Below are 26035 nucleotides of genomic sequence, written 5' to 3'. Positions count from 1 at the left end.
TGGGCAGTGAGCGGTGGACAGTCGTCCGTGGACGGTGATCCGTGGGCAGTGATCCGTGGACGGGCCGGACTCCCCGGCCCTCCGGGGCCACCCGGACCGCCGGATGTACCCCATGGCTCCATGATGCCCGTACAGAACAGGACAGAGCGTCCCTCTAAGGGGCGATCCCTACCCTGGAAATCTTCGGGGTCGGGCCCTGAGTGCCCCGCTCGCCCCGCTCCTCCCGCGCACCCTGGCCGCCGCCTGCGGCGTTCCGCCTGGCCTGCGAGAGCGCGACCGCTCGCCCCTGGGCCGCCGAGGCCGCCGAGGACACGGCGGACGCCTGATCCAGCGGAGTTCTCCGGGCCACCGTCCGCGACCGCGACCGTGATCCGTGGTGGGCACGCCGCAGCCGGACCCGCGCCAGCGGCACCACCAGCAGATGCGCGACCACGACCCCGGTGGTGTTCAGCAGCAGCGAGTCGACGTTCATCACCCGCCCCGGCACCCCGGTCTGGAGCAGCTCGATCGCGAGCGAGATCAGCGCCCCCGCGGCGGCCGTCCGCGCCAGCGACGCCACCGGGGAGACCATCAGCCGTCCGCCCGCCATCGGCAGCAGCACCCCCAGCGGGGAGAGCAGCAGCAGCCCCCCGCCGATCCGCACCGCCGCGTCCGCCGGGGGCAGCTCCAGATCGGCCCGGATCCCGGCGAACAGCTCCAGATTGGCCGGGGTCACCCAGGGAACGTCCAGCGGGCGCAGCGTCAGCCAGCAGACGAGCAGCAAGTGCGCGAGGAGGAGGACGACCCCCGCCACACGCAACCGGATCGCGGCTTTGCCGCTCTTACCTTGACCCTGCACGGCACACAAGACGCGCGGCACCCCGGAAACGGTTCCCCGTATGTCCCGCCCCTCCCACCGTCGGCTCCTCCCGCCCCGGCGGGGGCGTACGGAGGACTCGCGCCCCGGGGCTCATCCCAGGCCGCCGACGGGCGCTCCGGCGCCCGTGACCGGGGCGTGGAGGCCTGCGGCCGGCGGCACGCCCGCCGCCGGGGAGGGCAGCGGTGAGAGCGTCGGCACCGGCTCGCCCGGCCGTTCCCGGATCCGCTCCGGACAGGAGTACCCCCGGGCCGGATACTCCCCGGGCCCGCCGAGGATCACCGCGCCCCCGGCCGCCGCCGCCTGGCTCTCCGCGAAGGTGCAGACGATCTGCGCCAGCGCCGCCCCCGGCAGGTCCTCCGGCTGACGGCTCAGCCGCAGGGTGCCCGCCGGGTCCCCGGGGCGCGCCCCGCGCACTCCGATGGGGCCGGGCACATCGGTGGTGAACCCGGCCTCCCGCTCCGCCGCCGACGGCTCCCGCTCCAACTCGTCCAGGAGCAGCCGGGCGACGCGTACCTGTCCGTCGGGCGCCCCGTCGGCGGGCGGCTCGACCGACCGGTCCACCGCCTTCAGCCGGGAGGCGCACACCAGGTGCACCCGGTGCGGAAAGCCCTCCGCCGCCGTCTCCCCGCTCACCGCGCACGGCAGCCGGGACGGCGCGGGACCGGCGTCCACCGGCACCTGGGTGGTCCTGATCCCGCACCCGGCGAGCAGCAGCGCGCCCGCCGCCAGCACCAGGGCGGCACGCGGCCCCGCGAGCCCCGTCCTCACCGCGAGCCCCGTCCTCACCGTGCGTTCCCCTCTCCGGGCGCCTCGCCGTCGGGGGCGTCCGCCGTGTCCCCGGTCCCGTCCCCGGCGGTACCGGCGGTGCCGATGGGATCCTCCTTGGGTACGGGGGTGTCCTGCGGCAGCCGCAGCAGGAAGACCGCGCCGTCGCCGTCGGGGGAGTTGGCCGCGGTGATGGTGCCGCCGTGGGCCAGCGCGTTCTCCATTGCGATCGACAGGCCGAGACCGCTCCCCTCCGAGCGGGGCCGGGAGGCGCTCGCCTTGTAGAAGCGGTCGAAGACATGCGGCAGCACCTCGGCGGGGATGCCGGGCCCGTGGTCCCGCACCTCGATCAGCAGCTCGTTCCCGGCGGTCCGCACCGCGACCCGTACCGGCGAACCGCCGTGCTTGAGCGCGTTGCCGATCAGATTCGCCAGGATCACATCGAGCCGCCGGGGGTCGAGGCGGACCATGATCCCGCGCTCGGCGTCCAGCTCCACCGCGTCCAGCCAGGCCCGTGCGTCGATACAGGCCGTCACCTGGTCCGCGACATCGACCGTGTCCAGCACGACCTTGGCGGTGCCCGCGTCGAAGCGGGTGACCTCCATCAGATTCTCCACCAGGACACCGAGCCGGCGGGTCTCGCTCACCACCAGATTCACGGCGGGGGCGATCATCGGGTCCAGGGTGTCGATCTCGTCCTCCAGCACCTCGGTGACGGCGGTCAGCGCCGTCAGCGGGGTCCGCAGCTCATGCGACATGTCCGCCACGAAACGGCGGCTGGACTCCTCCCGGGCGCTCATGTCGGCGACCTTCTTCTCCAGCGCCTCCGCCGTTCTGTTGAAGGTCCGGGCCAGCTCCGCCAGTTCATCGGTGCCCGAGACGCGCAGCCGGGTGTCCAGCTTCCCCTCGCCCAGCCGGCGCGCGGCCTCCCCGAGCCGGCGCACCGGGCGCAGTACGGTCGTCGCCGCGGCCTGCGCCAGCAGCGCCGAACCCACCAGCGCCAGCGAGGTCGCGATCCCCAGCGACCAGCCCAGCGTGATGAGGTCCTCGCGCTCGTTCTCCAGCGACTTGAAGACATAGCCGGTCGGGCCGCCGCCCACGATCCGGGCGCCGCCCACCAGGTACGGCGTGCCGCGCAGCTCGGTGCGCTGCCAGTAGAGGTGGTACGGGGCCGAGTTGCCCGAACCCGTCGGCTGCCGCTTGTTCACGGCGGTCCGCAGGGTCCGCGGGACCTGGTCGAGCGTGTAGCGGTCCTGGTCGGAGGTGCCCACGACCGGCTTGCCCTTCGCCCGCTCGCCGAGGAGCAGGACCCCGTACCCCGCCTTGCCGTTGGCCATCTGGTGGGCGGTGGACTCCAGTTCCTCCTGGGAGGGGAGGAGCGGCAGCGCGGCGGCGCGGCTCTGCATGTCCTTGCGGAAGCTCTCCAGCGCGGAGTCCTGCACCCGGGTGAGCACGGCCTCGCGGTTGAGCCAGTAGGCGATCCCCGAGGCGGAGACGGCGGCGGTCAGCGCGACCGCGGCGAAGACCACGACCAGCCGCAGCCGCAGACTCGTCCAGCGCAGCCCGGCGACTATCGCGCGCTTGGCGGCTCCGCTCACCGGCCGGCGCCCTTCGCACGGCGCATGCGCACGGCGGGCTGTGGGGAGGCGCCGGTGGTGGTACGGAGGGTCACTGGGGCGCGTCCAGCCGGTAGCCCACACCGCGCACGGTACGGATCAGGGTCGGCGAGGACGGCACGTCCTCCACCTTCGCCCGCAGCCGCTGGACACACGCGTCCACCAGCCGGGAGTCGCCGAGATAGTCGTGCTCCCACACCAGCCGCAGCAGCTGCTGCCGGGAGAGCGCCTGCCCGGGGCGGCGGCTCAGCTCCAGGAGCAGCCGCAGCTCGGTCGGGGTGAGCTGGAGATCCTCACCGTTCTTGGTCACCGTCATGGCGGAGCGGTCGATCACCAGGGAGCCGAAGGTGGCCGAGTCGGTGGCCTCCCGCTCGCCCCGGCGCAGCACCGCGCGGATACGGGCGTCCAGCACCCGCCCCTGGACCGGCTTGACGACATAGTCGTCCGCACCGGATTCGAGGCCCACCACCACGTCGATGTCATCGCTGCGGGCGGTCAGCAGAATGATCGGCAGCTGGTCGGTGCGCCGGATACGGCGGCACACCTCGAAGCCGTCGATCCCGGGCAGCATCACATCCAGCACGATCAGATCCGGTCGCTGCTCCCGGAGCAGCTTCAGGCCGTCCTCGCCCGTCGCCGCGGTGGCCACACGGTGGCCCTGGCGGGAGAGCGAGAGTTCGAGGGCCGTGCGGATGGCGTCGTCGTCCTCGATCAGCAACAGGAAAGGCACAGGGCCATTCTGGCCCATGCCCCCGCCGGACTTCGACCGCCGCCCCCATGCCCCGGCGGCGGGGGCGCCCATGGCCCGGCGGCGGGAGCGCTCCGGCCCTCCCCGATCCGTCCTCCCCCGCCAGCCGTGCCCCAGCCGTCACATGAGTGTTCACCCCTTCCCCTGTGACAGCTCTGTGACAGTCGGCGGACACCGCCATGAAACTGCCTGGGCAAAGTTGCTGGCACATGGACGGGAACGGAATCCACTCGACGGGGGGCGCGGGATGAACGCACTGCACAGCACCACCTCAAGCGCAGTTGTCACGCGTCTGCACGACGTCGGGCGGACCACGGAGAAGTCCGGTGCCGTGAACGGACGGGGGTGCGTGCGCGGCACCGGGCGTCAGCACAAGCCGTCGTACATGACGGTCGTTGACGCGAACACGGGGAGCACGGGGACCGGGGCGGTCCCGTACCGGGAGAACGGGGGACGGCCGAGCCTGACCGAGGCGGAGTTCACCGCCTATGTGCAGGAACGTCGTTCCTCCCTGTACGCGACCGCCTACCACCTCACCGGTGACCGCTTCGAGGCCGAGGACCTGCTCCAGAGCGCGCTCTTCTCCACGTACCGCGCCTGGGAGCGGATCAGCGACAAGGCGGCCGTCGGCGGCTATCTCCGCCGGACCATGACCAATCTGCACATCAGCGCCTGGCGCCGGCGCAAGCTCAACGAGTACCCCACGGAGGAGCTGCCGGAGACGGCGAGCGACACCGACGCGATGCGGGGGACCGAGCTGCGTGCGGTGCTCTGGCAGGCGCTGGCCAGGCTGCCCGAACTCCAGCGGACGATGCTGGTCCTGCGGTACTACGAGGGACGCACCGACCCGGAGATCGCGAAGATCCTGGACATCAGTGTCGGCACGGTGAAGTCGAGCATCTGGCGGTCGCTCCGCCGGCTCCGCGAGGACCAGGTCCTCAGCTTCGGCCGTGACGAGGAGGAGTCCTTCGGCGAGCTGGTGGCCTGAAGGCACGGGGAACCCCACGGGGGAAATACCGGGGTGACCCGAACGGGGGAAGTGAGGGGGGCCGTCGACTCGGGGGAGCGACGGTGCACAAGGGGGGAGCCACGAGGGTCGGGGGACCCACGCGGCTCACGGGGGCAACGGGGGAGAGCGGGATCGGACGGGCCGGGGGGTCTTGTCCGATTCCGCTCTTCTTTTTGGCTTCTTTCCGCTTCCCCGGCTTCCGCTTCCCCGGCTTCGGCTTCCCCGGTTTTCGGTTGCTTCGGCCCTGTCAGCCCTGCCGGGCGGGGGTACGGCGCTGCCGCCGCCCCTGGCGCGCCGGGCGGTCCTGATGCCCCGGGTGCTCCTGACACCCCGGGTGGTCCGCGCGGTCGCCCGCCACCGCCGCCGCGACCCGGCCCAGTGCCTCGTCCCGTCCACAGGGATACGCCCCCAGACCCGCCTGACGGGCCACGATGGAACGCTCCGCGCGCATCAGCCGCCACCCCCGCCGCAGCAGGAACCCGACCGACTTCCGTCCCTCCCGCAGATCACGCGCCAGACGGCGGCGGAACGTGGTCGAGGGACGGCCGCGCAGACAGAGCGCGTCCGCCAGCAGCCCCAGCTCCCGGCAGCGGTCCACCAGCTCGGCGGCGAAGATCCCCTCCGCGACCACGACCGGCGCGCCGCCGCTCTCGAAGACGGTGCTCCCCGTCCGCGCGCTGGCGGCGATGTCGTACACCGGTACGGCGGTACGCCCGGTGCCGCACAGCTCGGCGATGGCGGCCACCGCCGTCTCGGTGTCCCAGGAGAGCGGGGAGTCCCAGTCGATGTCCGTACCCCCCGCGACCAGCGGCAGAGTGGGGTCGCCGACCTCCTTGTAGAAGTCGTCCAGGCGCAGTACGGGCAGTCCCGTACGGGCGGCGAGGGAGCTCTTTCCGGAACCGGAGGGACCCGTGAGCAGTACGACACGCGTCGGCGTGGGGGAGGCAGTCACGGGACACCAGTGTGAGGCATTGACCCGTGAAGGGGACCCTCCGGGGAGAGCGGTGGAGGGAGAATCACATCTCAACTACGCTCGGTGCCCTTCCGATGACACATACGGACATCCGGGCGCCGTCCGGGTGCTCACCCAGGCGGGAGCCTCGATCCATGGCACGTCACGCTTCACCCCATCCCCGGCGGGTCACCCTGCGCGCCGGACTGACCATGGCGGCGGTGGCCGCCTCCCTCGGCGCGGGCGCCACCGCCGCGCACGCGGCACCCGTACCGGTCGCCCCGGCCCCGGCCCCGGGTACCGCCACGGCGGCCGGCCCGGCGGACGCGCTGGGACCGCTGACCGGGGTGGTCACCAATTCGGTGACCGGCCTCGGGGAGCTGACCAGGCTCCAGCTGAACCCGCTGGCCAAGACCGGTGTCGACCCGCTCGCCAATGGGGTCGCGACCCAGATCGCCGACTTCAAGCCGATCTCCACCGAGGCGGCCACCGGGCCGCTGGCCCAGGGCGCCTCGCTCAGCGAGCTGCCGCTGATCGGCGGGGTGGTGGGCCAGCTGCCGCTGTAGACACACCGCTGTAGACACGACAGACGCCGGGCCGGTCTCCGCGACCGCCCCGGCGTCTTGTTCCTCTACTCCGGCGGTCCTCAGTACGAGGAACCGGCCGCGCCCAGCGCGCCCGTGGGGTGCCAGACCGTCTTGGTCTCCAGGAACGCGGTCATCCGGCGGGTACCGGGGTCGGCGGTCCACTCGTCGGCATCGGGCCGGGGCCGCAGCACCCGCTTGAGGTTGTCGGCGGCGGCCGTCTCCAGCTCCCGGGCCAGCTCGGGGCCCGCGCCGGTGAGATCGATCGCGTTGACGTCCTGGTGCGCGGCGAGCGGCGCGGCCAGTTCCGCCGTACGGCCGGAGAGGACATTGACCACACCGCCGGGCAGATCCGAGGTGGCCAGCACCTCGCCCAGGGAGAGCGCGGGCAGCGGGGCCCGCTCGCTCGCCACGACCACGGCGGTGTTACCGGTGGCGATCACCGGGGCGATCACCGAGACCAGACCCAGGAAGGACGACTCCTGCGGGGCCAGGACGGCGACCACACCGGTCGGCTCCGGGGTGGAGAGATTGAAGAACGGCCCCGCCACCGGGTTGGCCCCGCCGACGACCTGGGCGATCTTGTCGGTCCACCCGGCGTACCAGACCAGACGGTCGACGGCCGCGTCGACCTGCGCCGCCGCCTTCGTCTTGGAGATCCCCTCGGCCTGGGCGACCTCGGTGACGAACTGCGCCCGGCGGCCCTCCAGCATCTCGGCGGCGCGGTAGAGGATCTGTCCTCGGTTGTACGCGGTCGCCCCGGACCAGCCGCCGAACGCCTTGCGCGCGGCGACCACGGCGTCCCGGGCGTCCTTGCGGGAGGAGAGCGGGGCGTTCGCCAGCCACTGGCCCTTTGCGTCGGTCACCTCGTACACCCGGCCGCTCTCGGAACGCGGGAACTTACCACCCACGTACAGCTTGTACGTCTTGAATACGCTCAGTCGTGCGATCTCAGACATCGAGGTAAGCCTCCAGGCCGTGACGGCCGCCCTCGCGGCCGAAGCCCGACTCCTTGTAACCGCCGAAGGGCGAGGTCGGGTCGAACTTGTTGAACGTATTGGCCCAGACGACACCCGCCCGGAGCTTGCTCGCGACAGCGAGGATCCGCGAGCCCTTCTCGGTCCAGATCCCCGCCGACAGGCCGTACTGGCTGTTGTTGGCCTTGGCGACGGCTTCGTCCGGGGTACGGAAGGTCAGCACCGACAGCACCGGGCCGAAGATCTCGTCCCGGGCGATCGTGTGCGCCTGGGTGACCCCGGTGAAGAGGGTCGGGGCGAACCAGTACCCCGAGGACGGCAGCTCGCACGGGGCGGACCAGCGCTCGGCGCCCTCCGCCTCGCCCGTACCCGCCAGTGCGGTGATCCGGGCCAGCTGCTCGGCGGAGTTGATGGCACCGATATCGGTGTTCTTGTCCAGCGGATCGCCCAGCCGCAGGGTGGAGAGCCGGCGCTTCAGCGCGTCCAGCAGCTCCTCCTCGATCGACTCCTGGACCAGCAGCCGGGAGCCCGCGCAGCAGACCTGGCCCTGGTTGAAGAAGATGCCGCTGACGATGCCCTCGACCGCCTGGTCGATGGGGGCGTCGTCGAAGACGATGTTGGCGCCCTTGCCGCCCAGCTCCAGGGTGAGCCGCTTGCCGGTCCCGGCGACCTGGCGGGCGATGGCCTTGCCGACCGCCGTGGAGCCGGTGAAGGCCGCCTTGTCGATGCCGGGGTGGGTCACCAGCGCCTCACCGGTACGGCCGTCACCGGTGACGATGTTCACCACACCCCGGGGCAGACCCGCCTGGCGGCAGATGTCCGCGAAGAAGAGCGCGGAGAGCGGGGTGGTCTCGGCGGGCTTGAGGACCACCGTATTGCCGGTGGCCAGCGCCGGGGCGATCTTCCACGCCAGCATCAGCAGCGGGAAGTTCCAGGGGATGACTTGGCCCGCGACACCCAGCGGACGGGGGTCGGGGCCGAACCCCGCGTGGCCCAGCTTGTCGGCCCACCCCGCGTAGTAGAAGAAGTGCGCGGCGACCAGCGGAAGGTCGGCGTCACGGGTCTCGCGGATCGGCTTGCCGTTGTCCAGGGTCTCCAGAACGGCCAGCTCACGGCTGCGCTCCTGGATGATCCGGGCGATCCGGTAGAGATACTTGGCGCGCTCGGAGCCGGGCAGTGCCGACCACTTCCCGAACGCCTTGCGGGCGGCGGCGACCGCGCGCTCCACATCCTCGGCGGTGCCCTGGGTGTACTCCGCCAGGACCTCCTCGGTCGCGGGGGAGACGGTCTTGTGCATCTCCCGGCCGCTGGACTCCGTGAACTCCCCGTCGATGAAGAGGCCGTAGGAGGGGGCGATGTCGACGACCGCGCGGGATTCCGGCGCGGGGGCGTAGGCGAACGGGTTGCCCGCCGCTGTCTGGGTCATATCGCTGGTCATCTCGCTCAGTCCACAGTCACATAGTCGGGGCCGGAGTAGCGGCCGGTGGCCAGCTTCTGGCGCTGCATCAGCAGATCGTTGAGCAGGCTGGAGGCGCCGAAACGGAACCAGTGGTTGTCCAGCCAGTCGGGACCGGCGGTCTCGTTGACCAGGACCAGGAACTTGATCGCGTCCTTGGTGGTACGGATGCCTCCGGCGGGCTTCACCCCGACCTGGATCCCGGTCTGGAGCCGGAAGTCACGCACGGCCTCCAGCATCAGCAGGGTGTTGGCCGGGGTGGCGTTGACCGCGACCTTGCCCGTGGAGGTCTTGATGAAGTCGGCGCCCGCGAGCATGCCGAGCCAGCTGGCGCGGCGGATGTTGTCGTACGTCGACAGCTCGCCCGTCTCGAAGATGACCTTCAGCCGGGCGTCGCCCGAGGCCTCCCGGACGGCGACGATCTCCTCGTACACCTTCAGATACCTCCCGGAGAGGAAGGCACCACGGTCGATCACCATGTCGATCTCGTCCGCCCCGGCGGCGACGGCGTCCCGGGTGTCGGCGAGCTTCACATCGAGCGCGGCGCGCCCGGCGGGGAAGGCGGTGGCGACGGAGGCGACCTTGACGCCGGAGCCCTTCAGCCCGGCCTTGGCGGTCGCCACCATGTCGGGATAGACGCAGACGGCGGCGGTGGCCGGGGTGGTCCGGTCGATCGGATCGGGGTGCACGGCCTTGGCGGCGAGGGCCCGGACCTTGCCGGGGGTGTCGGCGCCTTCCAGGGTGGTGAGGTCGATCATCGAGATCGCCAGATCGATGGCGTACGCCTTGGCGGTGGTCTTGATCGACCGCGTGCCGAGGGACGCGGCGCGTGCTTCGAGCCCGACGGGGTCGACCCCCGGGAGCCCGTGCAGAAAGCGACGGAGGGCCTGGTCGGAGGCGGTGACCTCCGGGAGGGCGGATGCGGGTGCGGTGGGCATGCTCACCAGCGGAGCATATCTACGCGCGTAGCTGCCTGTACAGGGGGGTGTGAGAAGCGACGGAATGCGGGTCCGTCGCCCGCTTTCGGCTTCCGCCCGGTGTCTTCCTGGCTTCTGCCCGGCGTCCTCCCGGGGTCCTCCCGGGGTCCTCCTGGCCTCATCCCGGCTTCTGCCCGGCGTCCTCCCAGGGAGGCGGGCGCGGCCCCGGCGGACCGTGGGGCAGAATCGGGGGTATGACCAGCTCGAAGTCTCCCGAGGCGCGCACCTACGCGGATCGGGCGTTCCGATCCCCCGCCGGACTGGTGGGCGGCGTCCTGCTGCTCGGCCTCGCCCTGTGGCTGGGCACGGACGCCATTCTGCGCGGCGAGGGGCGGACGCCCTGGTTCGCCGTCGCCTGGCTGCTCGTGGTGGTGCCGTCGGTGCTGGCGTTCACCCTGCGGCCCGTGGTCCTCGCGGGCGACGACCGGGTACGGGTCCGCAATCCGCTCCGTACCATCGACATCCCCTGGGGCGCCGTGGACGACTTCCGCGCCGCCTACTCGTCCGAGGTGATCACCGAGGACGGGACCAAGTACCCGATGTGGGCCATCCCGGTCTCGCTGCGCCAGCGGAAGAAGGCCAACCGCCAGCAGATGAAGGCCGCCCGGACCGCCGGGACCGGCACCGACCCGGTCGGCGAGATCAAGCAGGCCCAGGTCGACCAGACCATCCGCGAGCTGCGGCTGCTCTGCGAGCACCACGCCGAGCGGAAGTCCGCGCAGGGCGAGCCCGTGGTGCGGTGGGCGTTCGAACTGATCGCCCCGATCGCCGCCGGCGCGGTGCTGCTGATCGCGCTCTTCGCGACCGGCTGACCCGCCTTCCGCCGTCGGACCGGCCATGATCATCTATAGGATCTGGCCATGCCCGCCGTCGAACACGTGACGCGCTCCTCCTTCGCCTGCGGCGTCGAGTGGATGTCGGACCCTCGTCCGCTGTCGGAGCTGCCCCAGCGGATCTGGTCGGAGGACGACTGGCAACGCATCCGGAGCGGCTACCGCTCGGGGGACATGGACGAGAAGTGGGACGTCTTCACCGAGGACGGTGTCGTCTTCCTGCACCGCAGCTGGACCGGCCTCGGGATCTTCGAGGCGGCCTTCGCCCCGGCCGAGGGCGGAGGATGGCGGATCATCGGAGCGATGGCCGAACGCGACCCGGAGCGCTACGGCGGAACCGACGACCACCATGACTGTCTGATGATCGAACTGGTGATCAGCACCGTCGTCCTGGGTGAACCGGCCACCGGGCTGCGCGCGGAGGTGGCGGAGGGGGCGCGCCGGCGGAGGGGCCGTCCCGATATTCCCGCCGGGCCCTATCTGCACAGTGTGCTGGGGCTCCGCTCGGGCTCCTGAGGGGCCGGGAACGGCCGGGGAACATCCGACTGGCTTTGCCTCCCCCTGTCACGGCGGACCGTTCCACACCAGGAGCATGTAGGCGCCCGCCCAGGCCGAGAGGGCCGTCATCGACGTCAGGATCACCCCCGCCGTCACCGCCCGCGCCCCGGCCAGCGCGCGGGCGACGGGCAGCAGCAGGGGGAAGGCGGGCAGCAGGAAGCGGGCCCGGGGGAAGTAGACGCCCTCGCTGCCCAGGACCACCAGCAGCAGCACCCCGCTGAGGACCAGCAGCGGCAGCGGCTGACGATCGGCCAGACACAGCGCGTACAGCACCAGCGACACCACCAGCACCGCCGACACCAGCAGCAGAAAGAGCGGCGGGCGGCTCGCGTACACCAGCTGCTGGCGCAGTTCCAGCAGGGTCGCCCGGCCGCCGTCCCACTCGTTCTTCCAGAGTCGCTGCACCGCGAAGTAGCCGTCCGGGCGGCCCACCCGTACCCCCACCCAGATCAGATACGCGAGCCACCCCAGCGGTGCCAGCAGTGCGCCCGCCACGGCGGGTGCGCGGGGTCGGCGGCGGCAGGCGAGCAGCGCGGCGAGGGAGATCGCGGCGGCCACCGCGATCCCGGTGGGCCGGGTGAGCCCGGCGAGCGAGGCGAGGGCTCCGGCGAGCAGCCAGCGGCGGGTGAGCGCCGCGTACAGGGACCACGCGGTCAACGCTGTGAACAGTGACTCCGTGTACGCCATCCACTGCACCACCGCGACCGGCAGGGCGCCCCACACCATGGCCAGCAGGGTGCCGGTGCGCCGCCCGTGGAGATGGTCGCCGACGGCGAAGATCCCCCACGCCGCCGCGCCGGAGCAGACCACGGCGACGCCGAGGGCCACCGATCCGGCCGACCCGGGCAGGACGGCGGCGAGCCCCCGGACCAGGAAGGGGTAGAGCGGGAAGAACGCCAGATTGTTGGCGTTGACCCGGGTGCCCAGCTCGTCCGCGTAGCCGTGCGCGGCGATGTCCAGATACCAGCGGGAGTCCCAGGAGCCGGCGAGCACCGGCCAGACCCCGTGGTCCTGGGCGTGCGCCAGCCGGGCGACGGCCAGCAGCCCGCAGAGCCGCACCACCAGATACCCGGCGAGCGCGGGCCCGGCCCACCGCAACGACCGCACCAGCCGCGCCCCCGCCCCAGGCCCCGCCGTGCCCTTGGGGGGAGCGGGCCGCCGGGACGCGGGCACGCGCGGATACGGACGAGCGGTCGCGGCGGGGGACAACGGCGGCGCTCCTCGATTCGGCGGGTCCTACCGGGTCACCCTGTCCAAACGACCGCGCGACGCGGGGGTGGGCCCCGGGGTGCCGTGCCAGATTCACCCGTACGCCCCGACCCGCCGGTGCCGCGCCCGCCGAGGTCGCTCGTTCGGGCGACTCGCCTTCTGTTCGGCTGCGGGTGCTGTCGCCGGGGCGTTAGGACGTGGTGGCATGGGACTTGGTGACCGGCACCAGAAGAAGGACGTCGAGGCGGCGCTGAGGCGCGCGGAGGCGGCGGGGCTCAAGGTGACGCATACGGGGAAGGGGCACCGCTGGGGGCTCGTCGTCTGCTGTCCCTGCAATCGCAGGTACCCGGTGGCCTGCACCCCGCAGAATCCGAGCGAAGAGGCTCGGGACATCGATCGATTCACTCGGAGGCATCGGAACTGTGCGTAACTGGTACTTCAGCCTGGTCCTTCAGGATGCCCTTACCGAAGAGCAGGATGACAGGCTGACGGAGTTGGCCAGCTTCCACGACGGGCGCATCCACTTGGAGGAGGGGCCGGGCGATTCCCGGTTCACGTGCTCCTTCGAGGCCGAGACGCTGACCCAGGCGATTGCCGACGCGCTGGGCCGGTTCGAGGACTTCCCCGGTGTTCTGGTCCGCAGTGTCGAACTGGACGAGATCGCGTTGGAGGAGAACGGCATGGCGACCCCGGCCGTGGTCCCGGCACCTCCGCCGCTGTCCGTGTGAGAGGCATCGGAACTGTGCGTAACTGGTACTTCAGCCTGGTCCTTCAGGATGCCCTTACCGAAGAGCAGGATGACAGGCTGACGGAGTTGGCCAGCTTCCACGACGGGCGCATCCACCTGGCGGAGAGGCCGGGTTACTCCCGGTTCACGTGTTCCTTCGAGGCCGAGACGCTGACCCAGGCGATTGCCGACGCGCTGGGCCGGTTCGAGGACCTTCCGGGGGTACTTGTCCGGAGTGTCGAGCTGGACGAGATGGCGCTGGAGGAGAACGGCATGGCGACTCCGGCCGTTGTTCCCGCGCCTCCGCCGCTGTCCGTGTGAGAGGCATGGGAACTGTGCGCAGCTGGTACTTCAACCTTGTGCTGGATGCCCCGCTGACTGAGGAGCAGGCCAGCACTCTGGACCATCTCGACCGTTTCCATGACGGAGCCCTGGGGCTGGCCGAGAGGCCGGGCTACAGCCGGTTCATCTGCATCGTCTGGGCGGACACCCTCACGGCGGCCGTCGCGGACGCGCTGAGTCGGTTCGAGGACTTCCCCGGGGTCCTGGTCCGCAGTGTCGAAATGGGCCCCATCGCCCTGGAGGAGAACGGCATGGCGACCCCCGCCGTCGTCCCCGCCCCGCCCCCGCCGGAGGGCGCCCGCTCACCGGTGTGACCTGGAGGAACGGCGTCGCTCCGGGCGTGGCCGAGGGGCGTATGTGGATAATCCCGGCGCGGCGTCAAATGAATGGTGTAGACCTCTTGTCGACCTTCCGGGACTTTGGCTAGTTTCCTCCTTGGCCGCTGGTCGGGCGGCCTCCGCAAGCGCACGCTCCGTTCATGTCCCCCCTTCTGACAAGGGAGTTCTTCATGTTCAGACGCTCAGCCACTGCCATCGGAATCACCCTCGCCGGCGCCGCGCTGGCCCTCGGTGTCTCATCCACGACTGCCACGGCGGCCCCCGCCGAAGCCACGACGACTGCCTCGGTGCGGACCCCGTTCTATCCCGTCGCCTGGTACGGGACCGAACTGGAGTGCAAGAACGCGGGCAAGGCCGGCGAGTGGCGGTGGGGCATCATCTGGTGGTGTGAGCAGCGCGGCGTCGCCTGGGCGCTCATAGCGCGCTAGGAACCCCCGCACCGTCGGCCCCGTCCCCTTGTCCTGAGGGGGCGGGGCCGCTGCGTTTCCGGTGGGGCGGCGGGGGCGTTTGGTCCGTGCGTGGTTGCACGGTGCACATAGGTACGGAACCATCTACGGGAACCGGATCAGTGCGACTGCCGTGGACAGAAGGACGGGTGGTTCACCTGGGTCTCACCTGGCCTTATGCGCATGGTGTGAGAGAAGACCGTGCGTCGGCGCGCGTCCGCCCGACCCTCGGGGGCCCTCGATCTCCGCGTGATCACCGGCCCGTACGCGCCCTTGTGGCGCCCTTTCCCTTGCGCACCGGAGTTCCGAAACCGGTGCGGTCTGATCCGGTAGAGCGATCGTGGCAATCGTCCCATCGGTCCGATCACAAGGGAGCGCAGATGGAGATATCCCAACGGCGCAACACGCATCGTCCGCACCACGACGATGCGATCTTCTTCGCTCTGGCCCACCTCTGCATGGTGGATTATGCCCACAGGGAGAGGAGCAAGCTGGACAGACCCCCCGCTCATCAAGGTGTCGACGCCATCCTGAACAACTTCCTCGACTCTCTGATGTCGCATGGTCCAGCGTGTACTCCACGGGAGCTTCAGTCGCTGCAACAGTCCTTATTGGACATGACGTCAGATTTTCTTTCCCGGCATCTCGGTGCGTGTAACACGCTGCCGGCCGAGACCGGGGAAAAGACCGCACTCCAGCGTATCCACTCGTTCATCGAGACGAATCTCGCGGACCCCTGTCTCACCCCACAGGCTGTCGCGGACCGCCACCACATCTCGCTCAGTACCCTCTACGCCCTCTTCCGCACGCAGGAAGAGGGCGTCGCCGCGTGGATCCGCCGACGGCGCCTTGAGCGGTGCCGCGCCGACCTCGTCGCGGTGGATCAGCGGCAGCGGCCCATCCATGTCATCGCCGCGCGCTGGGGCTTCACCGACGCCGCCGCCTTCAGCCGGGCGTTCCGCAACGCGTACGGCGTGAGCCCGCGAGCGTTCCGACAGCAGGCCCGGGTCGCGTGATACGTGATACACGGACGGCCAAGTTCTCCACATGGATCGCCAACTCTTTCACTTGTCGCCTCCCTAATCTTTGAGTCAGCCCGCAGATTCACCGGGCTCGTTTCAGGAACGAGCCCTCCTGGGTCCGAACTCACAAGGAGATAATTGTGAATCGCACCATGTCGAGGAAGATTCCGGCGGCTGTAGCGCTCCTGGCGGCCATGGGAATGGGGATGGTCACCGCCGGCTCGGCCACCGCGGCCGAGAACCCCGCCGGCGCCGCGCCTGTTTCTGTCGAGGCATCGAAGAGTGGCGAGTCGGGGGCGGCACAGACGGGCCGGCTCCACCTCTATGGAGGCAACAACTTCTCCGGGTACACGGTGTCGTTCACCGCCACGAACCACTGGTTGGGCGACAACTATTGGGACGGCACCAGCATCTCGGTCGACAATGGAGCCAACTCGGCCAAGAACCGGACTGGCAGGTGGGTCCAGATGTACACCATCGGCAGCAGGGACGGAAACTGCCGCGGGGACAATGTCGGCTTTGCCAACGGCGTTGATTTCACCAATCTGGGCGGCTTCAACAACACGATCAGCTGCCTCATCTTCAGTTAAGTTCTCCCCGTCACAGGTGCCCCGGCGCGTCGCGCCGGGGCACCTCCCCGCCATGCCCTGAACGCGATTCCCGAAAGGGCTCTTGTGACCCGCGCCCGTCACATCACCCTCCTCATCTCAGCCGCCGTCGCCGTCGCCGTGGTCGTCACTCTCCTCACCACGCTCGGCCCTGGAGACCGGCCGGCCGCCGCGCCCCGTGCCACGCCCGCCCCCACTTTCCCGACGGGCCCGGTGGACATCGCGACCCTGGTTCTTCCGTTCGACGCGTATGAAACGACCCCTGCCGAGGGCCAGCTGATCCAGCGGGCGGAGGACCGTCTCCTCGGCGCCTGCATGCGCGACCGGGGCATGCGGTGGACACCGCTGCCGCCGCTCACCCGGGCGGACACGGGTGGGTCGCACGACCGCCGCTACGGGCTTGCCATTCCCGGCGACGCTGCCCGCTACGGATATCGCATGCCGCCCGCGACCCCGGCTCGTGAACGGCTGGAGGCCGTGTACGCCGGCCGGACCACCCTTCCGGCCGAGGAGCGTCGTGCCGCCTACGGCCCCGACGGCGCGACCGGAGGTTGCTGGAAGAAGGCGCATCTCCGTATGGAGCGGGATGTCCGGACCAGCCGCGGGGAACTGCTCGCCAGGCATTCGACGCAGACCTTCGCCACAGCCCGCCGACACCCCGATGTCCTCGACGCCAACCGGCGGTGGAGCGCCTGCATGAAGCGAGAGGGCCACGCCTACCCCGACCCGGACCGCCCCTTCGACGACCCCGCCTGGAAGAAGTCGCCCCGTCCCACGGCCCGTGAACTCTCCGTCGCCCGCGACGATGTGCGCTGCAAGCAGAGCACCGGCTTCCTCGCCACCTGGGTCCGCGTCGACCGCCAGGTGCAGAACGCCGCCATCCGGTCGGATCCCGACACCTTCCGGGACCTCGCGCACACCCGGACCGACCGGCTCGCCGCCGCGCGGAAGATCCTCCGCGATACGTCCTCCTGAGCCGGGCGCCGCCCGGCCGGCGACGGCCCCGCCCCGGAGCGGAGGGGGCGGGGCCGCTGTCGATCACATGGGAAGCGTCGATCTCGCGCGTTCGTGCAGCGCCTTCGCGTAGCGGTTTCCGAGGTAGGGGCGGATACGCTTGCGCATCTCCACCATCCGGGCATCGCAGCGGCCGGACTGCACACCGGGGTAGAGGTCGAGCGAACTCCCCCAGGTCTCACACGCCAGCTCCAGATTGCCCATTTCGAGCTGCCGCTCCGCGAGGAGTGCAAGATGCCGGACCTGGCCCCTGCGGAACTTGCTGGGCCGAAGCCTATTGCTTGCAGTAAGAGAGGCGATCGAACCCTTGGTGTCTCCCAGTTCGTAACGGACCTGCGCAGTGTGATAGGCGAGTGCCGCCGGATCGTACGAGCCGAAGGTCTTTTCCCGGGACTCGGCCTTCTCCATGGCCATTTCGGCGTCTTTAAGGAACCTCATCGCATTGGGCCGGTCCCCTACCTGCGCGTATGCGTGGGCCTGTTGTCCGGCGAGGAATGCACGCATCCTGGGACCTGCCTGCGGGGAGGCGGAAGCGGCGGCGTCACCGAGTCTCACTGCTATTGGTCCATGGCCGAGATCTACGGACTGCACGCTCATTCCGCGCAGTGTTGTGCAGTACGTGAGGTGATCCTCCGCCGCCCCGGCCAGCTCCAGGGCTTTCGTGTAGTAACGCTGGCCCAGTCCGTGTATCCCTTCATCGACGGCCATATAGCCCGTGAGATAGCACAGATCGGACGCAGCGGACATCATCGCCTTGCGTACTTCATCTTTAGCGTCTGTCCGTAGATAGGGCGACACCGTGTTCACCAGGAAGGCCGCCGCCATCGGCCGGGCATGTCTGCCGCCGAACTGATCGTCCAGGTCGGAGAGTCGCTCGGTCATGGCGGTCACCATGTCCACCTCGCCCATCCCCATGCGCGGCGTCTTCCCGCTCTGGACGGCCTCCATCCGGCCCACGACATCCTGCCAGTCGGGGACGGTCAGGGCGACGGAGAAGAGCGCCGCGCCCATGACACCTCGGCGTGACGGGTCCATGTCCGCGCTGCCCAGATCGATCAGACCTTCGACCGTTCCCGGTGGGGGACCGCCATCGGGAGGGGGCGGAAAGCCCGCCTGCATCGCGGTGATCGGCCGGCCGAGCCGCCGGGAGAGCGCCTCCAGGATCAGGGGGCGGGTGGCCGCTCTCGGCATTTGCCCATGGATCCATTGATGGACGGAGGGCGGCTGGTACCGGGTCGTATGGCCCTGTTCCGTACCGACGCGGTTGACCAGATGGGCGAACTGGCGCAAGGACCAGTCCGCTTCGGCGTGCAGGCGCTTTAAACATTCGTTCGATTCGCGGTCTGCCATGTGCAGACAACTCCCCTGTACGAGACGGTCCTTGGGTGCCTTTAACGCGCTTAAATGCCGTTTCTGCTTCCACGGTACCCCCGGCGCCGTCCGAGCGGTTTTCTCGATCACAGACACACCGAGATCGAAAGGTCGCTCATGGCGCGGCGCAGCGGTACTCCCCGACCTGGGGACAGTTCATTACCGGTGGGAGGTGACCGGTGAGTCAACCGCCCCCGCTCTTGCCCGAGCCCTCCGGGGACAGCGCGCTCCTCAGGGCCCTCCGCCTGCGGATACAGGACGATCACGAACTCCGCGTGCGGTTCGGTCCGTTCCACGCGATTGTCAGAAAGGCACATTCGTGCGAGAGCGACGAGGAAAGTCGATAGCCCGCACGGTGGCCTTGCTCGCCGCCTGGTCGCTCTCGGTCGGTCTGCACACCTTGAGCCTGGCCGAGCGGCTCTGAAAAGCCCCGTCCTCCGTGGCCCGCTGGTTCAGCGGTGATCCTCTCCGGGCCACGGAGGGCGGCTTCAAGCGGGTCCGCCCGTACCCCTGCCCTGGGCGGGCCCCCGGGCCCCGGCCGCCACCCCCGCATTCGGGCGGCCGGGGCCCACCCGTAGAACCCACCCCCCTCACCCTCAAGGGAGACACCCATGTCCCTCAACGCCACACCGGCCCCCGACGGACCGTACGGCCTGCGCATGATCCGGCTTCGCGACTGCGACAGCCCTCAGCCCGCGCTGGTCGTCCCCCGGGTCGCCTTCACCCTCTTCGTCACCGACACCCGCGCCGGACGGCTGGACCACCTCCTGGCCACCGAAGCCGAGATGGCCGACGCGCGAACGGTCGCCCGCTGGTCCCACACCACATCCGAGCCGGTCGACGACCCCCGCTGACCGTGCCTCAGCCGCCCGTCCGTTCGTCCAGGAGCAGGGCATTGAGCGTGGCGTAGTCGTACTTGCCCCGCAGCGCGGTCGTCGTGCCCTGGGTCAGCAGTTCGCGGGCGGCCCGGCTCACCAGCGCGTAGGCCGCCTCGGCGATGGAGGACCCCGCGCTGACGCGGGCGACTCCCGCGGCGGCCAGTTCGGGCACGGCGGGCGCGCCGGGTTCGGCCAGGACGTTCAGCGGCAGGGGGACGGACGCGGCGAGCGTTCCGATCGTCGCGACGTCCGGCGTGCCGAGGACGAAGATGCCGTCCGCGCCGGCCGCGGCGTAGGCGATGGCACGGGTGCGGGTCTCCGCCATCCACGCGGCGCGGTCGCCGGGGGGCAGGCGGTGGGTGTCGATGCGGGCGTTGATGAACAACGGGACGCCCGCGTCGTCCGCCGCGGTGCGGGCCGCCGCGATCCGTTCGGCCTGCTCGGCGATGGGGCGAAGGGTGTCCTCCAGGTTGATGCCGACCGCCCCGGCCGCGAGGACGCCGTGGACGGTCTCGGCGACGCCGGCGGGATCGGTCGCGTAGCCGCGTTCGATGTCGGCGGTGACCGGTACGTCCACGGCGGCGGTGATCCGGGAGATCGCGGCGAGTGCCTGGTCGCGGGTGAGGTGGTTCCCGTCGCCGTGGCCCAGTGACCAGGCGAGGCCGGCGCTGGTGGTGGCGACGGCGGGGGCGCCGGCGTCGGCGACGATGCGGGCGGTGGCGGCGTCCCAGGCGTTGGGGAGGATCAGGGGGGTGCCCGGGATGTGCAGGGAGCGGAAGGTTTGTGCCTTGTCGAGGAGGGTTGCCATGGGGGCATTGCACCATGGGGGCCGAGCCGGGCCCCCGTCCCCCGTCGCGGTCTGCCCGCGCCCCGGGGCGGTTGGCCTGGTGGCACGAGGGTGGGGGGTGCAGGGTCGCCCCCGCAGGGGACCGGCGGACGGTCCCTTGGGCTTGACCTTCTCCTCGGTCTGCCGGCCCCGAGGAGGTGAGCCCGGAGGCCCCCGCCCCCGCACTCGCGAGTCACCTCGCTCCAAGCCCCCTAGGTACGGGCTGCCCGCACAAAACCAGCCTGTCCGGCGCTTGAGGACGGACCTCAGCCCCGGGCGGGCTCGGGCACACGTCGGGGGCCAGCCCCCGAACCCCTGCTCCTCAATCGCCGGAGGGGCTGAGATTGAGGCACCTGTCGGGGCCAGCCCCGACCCCCGCTCCTCAAGCGCCGGAGGGGCTGGAGTTTGAGGCCCCCGCTTCTCAAACTCCCCCAGACTTCGTCCGGGGGGACCCCCACGAGGCTGGGATTGAGGCCCCCGCTCCTCAAACGCCGGAGGGGCTTGATTTACCTGGTGGTGAGGCTCAGGTCGACGGGAGGCCCGCCGCCGAGGCGAGGTCGTGCTTCAGGGTCGCGAGGACATCCGTGGCGCGGGTGCGGGCCGAGGGGAGGGCCGTTGGGGTGGGGACCGGGACGACGACCTCCAGGTAGCACTTGAGTTTGGGCTCGGTCCCGCTCGGGCGGACGATGACGCGGGCCTTGAGGGCGCCCGTGAGGTGGTAGCGGAGGCCGTCCGTGGGCGGAAGGGCGGCGCTGCCCTCGGCCAGATCCTCGGCGGAGGTGACGGTGAGCCCGGCCAGGGCGGTCGGCGGGGTGGCCCGCAGCGTGCGCATGGCGTCGGCGATGACGCCGAGGTCCTTCACCCGGACGGAGAGCTGGTCCGTGGCGTGGAGGCCGTGCTCGACGGCGAGGTCGTCCAGGAGGTCGGTGAGGGTGCGCCCCTCCTCCTTGAGGACCGACGCCAGCTCGGCGACGAGCAGCGCCGCCGTGATGCCGTCCTTGTCGCGGACGCCCTCGGGGTCGACGCAGTAGCCGAGCGCCTCCTCGTACCCGTACCGCAGCCCCTCCACGCGGGCGATCCACTTGAAGCCGGTGAGGGTCTCCTCGTACCCGACCCCCGCCGCCTCGGCGATCCGCCCCAGCAGCGAGGAGGAGACGATGGACTCGGCGAAGGTGCCGCGCGCGCCGCCGCGGACGAGGTGGGCGGCGAGCAGCGCGCCGACCTCGTCGCCGCGGAGCATCCGCCAGTCGCCCCCGTCGGGGACGGCGACGGCGCAGCGGTCCGCGTCGGGGTCGTTGGCGATCACGATGTCCGGGCCGGCCCGGCGCGCCGTCGCGAAGGCGAGGTCCATCGCGCCCGGCTCCTCCGGGTTGGGGAACGCGACCGTCGGGAACGCCGGGTCGGGCTCGGCCTGCTCCGCGACGAGGACCGGCTCGGGGAAGCCCGCGCGGGCGAACGCGGCGGTCAGCACGGCGGTGCCCACGCCGTGCAGGGCGGTGTGGACGACCCGGGCGGTCCGGGGGGAGCCGGGGGTGAGGACCGCGTCGGTACGGGCCAGATACGCGTCCAGGACCTCGTCGCCGAGGATCTCCCAGCCGGAGTCGGCGCGCGCCACATCCGCCAGGGCCTCGACGGCGGCGATCTCCGCCGCGATCTCCACGTCCGCGGGCGGCACGATCTGGGAGCCGTCGCCCAGATAGACCTTGTAGCCGTTGTCGCGCGGCGGGTTGTGGCTCGCGGTGACCTCCACGCCCGCCACGGCACCCAGCTGCCTTATGGCGAAGGCGAGGACGGGCGTCGGCAGCGGGCGCGGCAGCACGGCGGCGCGCAGCCCCGCGCCGACCATGACGGCCGCCGTGTCCCGGGCGAAGTCGGCGGACTTGTAGCGGGCGTCGTAGCCGACGACGACCAGCCCGTCGCCCTGCCCCTGGGCCTTCAGATACGCGGCGAGCCCGGCGGCGGCGCGGATCACCACGGCGCGGTTCATCCGCATGGGGCCCGCGCCCAGCTCGCCCCGGAGCCCGGCGGTCCCGAACTGGAGCGTCCCGGAGAACCGGTCGGCGAGCCCGTCGGTGTCGCCCGCCTCGATCAGTGCGCCGAGTTCCGCCCGGGTGTCCGGGTCGGGGTCCTCGGCCAGCCATGTCCGGGCCCGTGCCAAGAGATCCTGGTCCTGCTGCACGCTCGCTCCGCCTTTCGCGCTGTGGTGTCCATGCCCTGTGTACGGGCGCTGTGCCGTCCGTCGGTCCGCAAGGGGCCCGTACGGGCAGTGGTGCCCGCCGGCCCGGGGAACAGGAACGTCCGGGCGGGAAAGGGACCCCGCCCGGACGTGACCGGTTCCACCGGACGTGGCCGGTCCGCCCGGCGGTGCCGCCGGGCCCGTCGATCAGATGCGGGCCAGTACCCGCGTCAGCAGCTCGCCCATGTGCGCGGCCGAGTCACGGCCCGCCTGGAGCACCTCTTCATGGTTGAGCGGCTCGCCGCTCATCCCGGCCGCCAGATTGGTGACCAGGGAGATGCCCAGGACCTCGGCGCCCGCCTCACGGGCCGCGATGGCCTCCAGGACGGTGGACATGCCCACCAGGTCGCCGCCGAGGACCCGGACCATGTTGATCTCGGCGGGGGTCTCGTAGTGCGGGCCGGGGAACTGGACGTACACGCCCTCCTCCAGCGCCGGGTCGATCTCCTTGCAGAGCGTCCGCAGCCGGGGGGAGTACAGGTCGGTGAGGTCCACGAAGTTCGCGCCGACGATCGGCGAGGCGGCCGTGAGGTTGAGGTGGTCGCTGATCAGCACGGGCTGCCCGGGGCGCATGCCCTCGCGCAGACCGCCGCAGCCGTTGGTGAGGACCACGGTCTTGCAGCCCGCGGCGACGGCGGTGCGCACCCCGTGGGCGACGGAGGCGACGCCCCGGCCCTCGTAGTAGTGCGTACGGCCGAGGAAGACCAGGACGCGCTTCTCGCCGATCCGGTACGAGCGGATCCGGCCGCCGTGGCCCTGGACCACGGGCGGCGGGAAGCCGGGCAGGTCGGTCACCGGGAACTCGGCCTCGGGGGCGCCGAGCGCCTCCACGGCCGGGGCCCAGCCGGAGCCCATGACCAGGGCCACGTCGTGCGTCTCGGCACCGGTCAGCTCGCGCAGCCGCGCGGCGGCGGTATCGGCCGCGCGGTAGGGGTCGGCGCTGGCGCCGTCGTGCTCCGGATTCACATGTGCGTTCACGCGAATGAGAGTAACCGCTGATTCCCTACGCGCGTAGATGCTGTGGCACAAGGTCCCCGGATCGTTGTCTTGTCGTTTCCGACAAAGGGCTCCCCGAACGCCGGACAACCGCTCCGGAAACCTCCCGGGAACATCGGGGGAAGGTCCCGCGAAGGCGCCGGATCAAAGGGGCGCGAAAGGGGAGTGGGAGGGGAGTGGGAGAGGAGCGAAAGGGGGGGGGAAGAAGGGGGGGCAGGGGAGCGGAAGGGGAGTGAATACCGGCGCGCGGCCATTCCCCGGGGCCCGCCGCCCCGGGGGCCAGGGCTCAGCAGGGCCGCTTGCGCAGCTCCATCACATAGTCGTGCGGCGCCCCCGCCGACTCCGCCGCGTCGGCGAGTTCCCCGAGGTAGCGCGCCGACGGCAGCCCGCCCTCGTACCCGTTCAGGACATACACCCAGGCGGGCTCCTCGCCGTCCAGGGTGTGCACCCGGACCCGCATCCGCCGGTAGATGTCGAGCCCGACACCCTCCCAGCGGTCCATCGAGTCCTCGTCCATCGGGGCGATGTCGTAGAGGGCGACGAAGACCTGTGAGCGCGGCGCCTCCACGATCGTGGCCAGCGCGCCCTCCCAGCCCATCTGCTCCCCGCCGAACGTGAGCCGCCAGCCGTTGAGCCAGCCGGTGCCGCGCAGCGGGGAGTGCGGGGCGCGGCGGGTCATCAGCCGCGCGTCGAGGTTGCCGGCGTACGCGGCGTAGAGCGACATGGGATTGAGGGTACGGGAGGGGCATGGGTGGTCGCCCTTCCCCGCTGTGTTACGGAGGCGTCGGACCCCGCCCCCGTACCGCCGCCGGACATCCTTCCCGAAGGCCGTCCCGAGGACCTTCCGGAGGCGCCCCGGCGGTCCCGTCGGAGCCCTGGGCGGGGGCCCGGTCCCGGCCCTTCGCCCACATGGAGGGCCCCGGCGGCGAGCAACTTGAAGCGTGCGGGACAATGGGGTACGTACTCCAGCCCACCCGTGGGACTCAGCCCAGCGGGATGGACACCCCCGCAGCAACGAGAGCGCGAGGCGTAACCCCAGTGACCCGGATCGTGATCATCGGCGGCGGACCCGGCGGATACGAGGCGGCCCTGGTGGGCGCCCAACTCGGCGCGGAGGTGACCGTCGTCGACTGCGACGGCCTCGGCGGCGCGTCCGTGCTGACCGACTGCGTGCCCTCCAAGACCCTGATCGCCACGGCCGAGGTGATGACCACCTTCGACTCCTCCTACGAGGAGCTGGGCATCATCGTGGCCGACGACACCCCGCCGATGGAGCAGAGCGCCCGCGTCGTCGGTGTCGACCTCGGCAAGGTCAACCGCCGGGTGAAGCGTCTGGCGCTCGCCCAGTCGCACGACATCACCGCCTCGGTCACCCGGGCCGGCGCCCGGGTGGTGCGCGGCCGGGGCCGGCTGGAGGGCGGCCAGGCGGCGGACGGCTCCCGCAAGGTCGTGGTGCGCGCCGCCGACGGCACCGAGGAGACCCTCGTCGCCGACGCGGTGCTGATCGCGACCGGCGGTCACCCCCGGGAGATCCCCGACGCCCTCCCGGACGGCGAGCGGATCCTCAACTGGACCCAGGTCTACGACCTGGAGGAGCTGCCCGAGGAGCTGATCGTGGTCGGCTCCGGTGTCACCGGCGCCGAGTTCGCCGGTGCCTACCAGGCGCTGGGCTCCCGGGTCACCCTGGTCTCCTCCCGCGACCGGGTGCTCCCCGGCGAGGACCCGGACGCCGCCGCCGTGCTGGAGGACGTCTTCCGCCGCCGGGGCATGAATGTCATGGCCCGCTCCCGCGCCGAGTCCGCCAAGAGGGTCGGCGACCGGGTCGAGGTCACCCTCTCCGACGGCCGGGTGATCTCCGGTACGCACTGTCTGATGGCGGTCGGCGCGATCCCCAACAGCGCGGGCATGGGCCTGGAGGAGGCGGGTGTCCGGCTCAAGGAGTCCGGCCACATCTGGACCGACCGGGTCTCGCGGACCAGTGCCCAGGGTGTCTACGCGGCCGGCGATGTCACCGGGGTCTTCGCGCTGGCCTCGGTCGCCGCGATGCAGGGCCGGATCGCGATGTACCACTTCCTGGGCGACGCGGTCACCCCGCTCGACCTGAAGACCGTATCGGCCAATGTCTTCACCGACCCGGAGATCGCCACCGTCGGCTGCACCCAGGCCGATGTGGACGCGGGCACCATCGACGCGCGCGTCGTCAAGCTGCCGCTGCTCCGCAACCCCCGCGCGAAGATGCAGGGGATCCGCGACGGCTTTGTGAAGATCTTCAGTCGGCCGGGTACGGGAATCGTGGTCGGCGGCTGTGTGGTCGCCCCGCGCGCCAGTGAGCTGATCCATCCGATCTCGCTCGCGGTCGACAACAATCTGACGGTGGAGCAGATCGCCAACGCCTTCACCGTCTACCCCTCGCTGTCGGGATCGATCGCGGAGGTGGCCCGCCAGCTGCACACCCGCAAGACGTCCGGCGAGGGCTGACGGGGAATCCGCGCACGCGAAAAGGGGTGTCGCCCGGCCGGTCGGCCGGGCCGCACCCCTTCCGTGTCCGCCCCGCGCGGCCGACGCGTTCCGCTGTTCCGGCCGGAGTGTTCCGCTGTTCCGGTCGGTACGTTCTCCGCCGCGATCACCGTATTGGTCGTTCAAAAGCCAACTGCTGGCTCCCTCATACCACTTGATGGCCCTCGGTGA

General features: G+C 71.2%; 28 protein-coding genes. 14 read left to right on the top strand and 14 right to left on the bottom strand.

From position 1 onward, the window contains the following. Positions 1 to 154: 154 nt before the first annotated feature. The 4 genes from ABT354_RS19105 to afsQ1 form a co-directional block, all read right to left on the bottom strand. A complete protein-coding gene (locus tag ABT354_RS19105) occupies positions 155 to 838 on the bottom strand; it encodes a VanZ family protein (RefSeq protein WP_502983446.1) in 684 nt (227 codons plus the stop codon). 111 nt (positions 839 to 949) lie between these two features. Next, positions 950 to 1645, bottom strand: coding sequence for a hypothetical protein (locus ABT354_RS19100; RefSeq protein ID WP_351495169.1), 696 nt, complete (start codon positions 1643 to 1645; stop codon positions 950 to 952). After that, the gene (locus tag ABT354_RS19095; RefSeq protein ID WP_351495167.1) at positions 1642 to 3222 is read right to left on the bottom strand and encodes an ATP-binding protein; all 1581 of its coding nucleotides are present in this window, start codon (positions 3220 to 3222) and stop codon (positions 1642 to 1644) included. The genes ABT354_RS19100 and ABT354_RS19095 overlap by 4 nt, the downstream gene beginning before the upstream one ends. Positions 3223 to 3292: 70 nt before the next feature. Further along, positions 3293 to 3970, bottom strand: coding sequence for a two-component system response regulator AfsQ1 (gene afsQ1, locus ABT354_RS19090; protein ID WP_003954923.1), 678 nt, complete (start codon positions 3968 to 3970; stop codon positions 3293 to 3295). A 265-nt stretch (positions 3971 to 4235) separates the two neighbouring features. Between afsQ1 and ABT354_RS19085 the strand changes: the two genes are divergently transcribed. Further along, positions 4236 to 4976: a SigE family RNA polymerase sigma factor gene (locus tag ABT354_RS19085; RefSeq protein ID WP_351495164.1), complete on the top strand. Its 741-nt coding sequence runs from the start codon at positions 4236 to 4238 to the stop codon at positions 4974 to 4976. A gap of 268 nt (positions 4977 to 5244) precedes the next feature. On the opposite strand, the gene ABT354_RS19080 is transcribed toward ABT354_RS19085, so the two are convergent. Further along, positions 5245 to 5949 carry a uridine kinase family protein gene (locus ABT354_RS19080; protein WP_351495162.1) on the bottom strand — a complete coding sequence of 235 codons (705 nt, stop codon included), beginning with the start codon at positions 5947 to 5949 and terminating at the stop codon, positions 5245 to 5247. A 155-nt stretch (positions 5950 to 6104) separates the two neighbouring features. Between ABT354_RS19080 and ABT354_RS19075 the strand changes: the two genes are divergently transcribed. Further along, positions 6105 to 6515 carry a hypothetical protein gene (locus ABT354_RS19075; protein ID WP_351495160.1) on the top strand — a complete coding sequence of 137 codons (411 nt, stop codon included), beginning with the start codon at positions 6105 to 6107 and terminating at the stop codon, positions 6513 to 6515. An 80-nt stretch (positions 6516 to 6595) separates the two neighbouring features. Here the strand turns inward: ABT354_RS19075 and ABT354_RS19070 are convergent, their stop codons facing one another. From ABT354_RS19070 to deoC, 3 genes are read right to left on the bottom strand one after another with little or no spacing between them, the layout of a single operon-like run. Then, entirely contained in the window at positions 6596 to 7492 is an 897-nt protein-coding gene (locus ABT354_RS19070; RefSeq protein WP_351495159.1) for an aldehyde dehydrogenase family protein, read from the bottom strand. After that, positions 7485 to 8948, bottom strand: coding sequence for an aldehyde dehydrogenase family protein (locus tag ABT354_RS19065; protein WP_351495157.1), 1464 nt, complete (start codon positions 8946 to 8948; stop codon positions 7485 to 7487). Before ABT354_RS19065 ends, ABT354_RS19070 begins: the two co-directional genes overlap by 8 nt. Positions 8949 to 8953: 5 nt before the next feature. Continuing rightward, positions 8954 to 9904, bottom strand: coding sequence for a deoxyribose-phosphate aldolase (deoC, locus tag ABT354_RS19060; protein WP_351495263.1), 951 nt, complete (start codon positions 9902 to 9904; stop codon positions 8954 to 8956). 233 nt (positions 9905 to 10137) lie between these two features. Between deoC and ABT354_RS19055 the strand changes: the two genes are divergently transcribed. Then, positions 10138 to 10755 carry a PH domain-containing protein gene (locus ABT354_RS19055; RefSeq protein WP_351495156.1) on the top strand — a complete coding sequence of 206 codons (618 nt, stop codon included), beginning with the start codon at positions 10138 to 10140 and terminating at the stop codon, positions 10753 to 10755. Positions 10756 to 10803: 48 nt separating this feature from the next. Next, complete coding sequence (locus ABT354_RS19050) at positions 10804 to 11292, top strand: hypothetical protein (RefSeq protein WP_351495154.1); 489 nt, start codon at positions 10804 to 10806, stop codon at positions 11290 to 11292. A 48-nt stretch (positions 11293 to 11340) separates the two neighbouring features. Here ABT354_RS19050 and ABT354_RS19045 read toward each other — a convergent pair whose 3' ends face one another. Beyond that, positions 11341 to 12543 (bottom strand): putative hexosyltransferase, encoded by a 1203-nt coding sequence (locus ABT354_RS19045; protein WP_351495152.1) that lies wholly within the window; start codon positions 12541 to 12543, stop codon positions 11341 to 11343. Between the two features lie 205 nt (positions 12544 to 12748). Between ABT354_RS19045 and ABT354_RS19040 the strand changes: the two genes are divergently transcribed. The 8 genes from ABT354_RS19040 (at position 12749) to ABT354_RS19005 (ending at position 17001) form a co-directional block, all read left to right on the top strand. Continuing rightward, positions 12749 to 12973, top strand: a complete 225-nt coding sequence (locus ABT354_RS19040; protein WP_351495150.1) for a hypothetical protein — start codon at positions 12749 to 12751, stop codon at positions 12971 to 12973. Beyond that, a complete protein-coding gene (locus ABT354_RS19035) occupies positions 12966 to 13271 on the top strand; it encodes a hypothetical protein (protein WP_351495148.1) in 306 nt (101 codons plus the stop codon). Before ABT354_RS19040 ends, ABT354_RS19035 begins: the two co-directional genes overlap by 8 nt. A gap of 14 nt (positions 13272 to 13285) precedes the next feature. Beyond that, positions 13286 to 13591: a hypothetical protein gene (locus tag ABT354_RS19030; RefSeq protein WP_351495145.1), complete on the top strand. Its 306-nt coding sequence runs from the start codon at positions 13286 to 13288 to the stop codon at positions 13589 to 13591. Between the two features lie 5 nt (positions 13592 to 13596). Further along, a complete protein-coding gene (locus ABT354_RS19025; protein ID WP_351495143.1) occupies positions 13597 to 13926 on the top strand; it encodes a hypothetical protein in 330 nt (109 codons plus the stop codon). Between the two features lie 194 nt (positions 13927 to 14120). After that, positions 14121 to 14378 (top strand): hypothetical protein, encoded by a 258-nt coding sequence (locus ABT354_RS19020; protein ID WP_351495141.1) that lies wholly within the window; start codon positions 14121 to 14123, stop codon positions 14376 to 14378. Positions 14379 to 14776: 398 nt separating this feature from the next. Further along, positions 14777 to 15412, top strand: a complete 636-nt coding sequence (locus ABT354_RS19015) for a helix-turn-helix domain-containing protein (RefSeq protein WP_351495139.1) — start codon at positions 14777 to 14779, stop codon at positions 15410 to 15412. 146 nt (positions 15413 to 15558) lie between these two features. After that, a complete protein-coding gene (locus ABT354_RS19010) occupies positions 15559 to 16008 on the top strand; it encodes a peptidase inhibitor family I36 protein (RefSeq protein ID WP_351495137.1) in 450 nt (149 codons plus the stop codon). A gap of 84 nt (positions 16009 to 16092) precedes the next feature. Continuing rightward, positions 16093 to 17001, top strand: coding sequence for a hypothetical protein (locus ABT354_RS19005; RefSeq protein WP_351495135.1), 909 nt, complete (start codon positions 16093 to 16095; stop codon positions 16999 to 17001). Positions 17002 to 17064: 63 nt separating this feature from the next. Here ABT354_RS19005 and ABT354_RS19000 read toward each other — a convergent pair whose 3' ends face one another. Then, the gene (locus tag ABT354_RS19000; protein WP_351495133.1) at positions 17065 to 18390 is read right to left on the bottom strand and encodes an NsdA family TPR-like regulatory protein; all 1326 of its coding nucleotides are present in this window, start codon (positions 18388 to 18390) and stop codon (positions 17065 to 17067) included. A 632-nt stretch (positions 18391 to 19022) separates the two neighbouring features. On the opposite strand from ABT354_RS19000, the gene ABT354_RS18995 reads away from it, so the two are divergent. Beyond that, positions 19023 to 19265, top strand: a complete 243-nt coding sequence (locus tag ABT354_RS18995) for a hypothetical protein (protein ID WP_351495131.1) — start codon at positions 19023 to 19025, stop codon at positions 19263 to 19265. A 7-nt stretch (positions 19266 to 19272) separates the two neighbouring features. Here ABT354_RS18995 and ABT354_RS18990 read toward each other — a convergent pair whose 3' ends face one another. From ABT354_RS18990 to ABT354_RS18975, 4 genes are all read right to left on the bottom strand, one after another. Continuing rightward, complete coding sequence (locus tag ABT354_RS18990; RefSeq protein ID WP_351495129.1) at positions 19273 to 20097, bottom strand: isocitrate lyase/PEP mutase family protein; 825 nt, start codon at positions 20095 to 20097, stop codon at positions 19273 to 19275. A 541-nt stretch (positions 20098 to 20638) separates the two neighbouring features. Beyond that, complete coding sequence (locus ABT354_RS18985; protein WP_351495127.1) at positions 20639 to 22294, bottom strand: phospho-sugar mutase; 1656 nt, start codon at positions 22292 to 22294, stop codon at positions 20639 to 20641. Positions 22295 to 22498: 204 nt separating this feature from the next. Further along, complete coding sequence (locus ABT354_RS18980; RefSeq protein ID WP_502983445.1) at positions 22499 to 23329, bottom strand: purine-nucleoside phosphorylase; 831 nt, start codon at positions 23327 to 23329, stop codon at positions 22499 to 22501. Between the two features lie 304 nt (positions 23330 to 23633). Further along, positions 23634 to 24071, bottom strand: a complete 438-nt coding sequence (locus tag ABT354_RS18975) for a gamma-glutamylcyclotransferase family protein (RefSeq protein ID WP_006347041.1) — start codon at positions 24069 to 24071, stop codon at positions 23634 to 23636. A gap of 314 nt (positions 24072 to 24385) precedes the next feature. Here ABT354_RS18975 and ABT354_RS18970 point away from each other — a divergent pair, with 314 nt between their 5' ends. Continuing rightward, positions 24386 to 25825 (top strand): NAD(P)H-quinone dehydrogenase, encoded by a 1440-nt coding sequence (locus ABT354_RS18970; protein WP_351495124.1) that lies wholly within the window; start codon positions 24386 to 24388, stop codon positions 25823 to 25825. Positions 25826 to 26035 lie beyond the last annotated feature (210 nt).

The sequence above is a fragment of the Streptomyces sp. NPDC000594 genome, from assembly GCF_040299965.1.
GTDB lineage: Bacteria > Actinomycetota > Actinomycetes > Streptomycetales > Streptomycetaceae > Streptomyces.
Note: the sequence above shows the minus strand (reverse complement) of the source record. Positions and strands in the feature narration are given on the sequence as shown.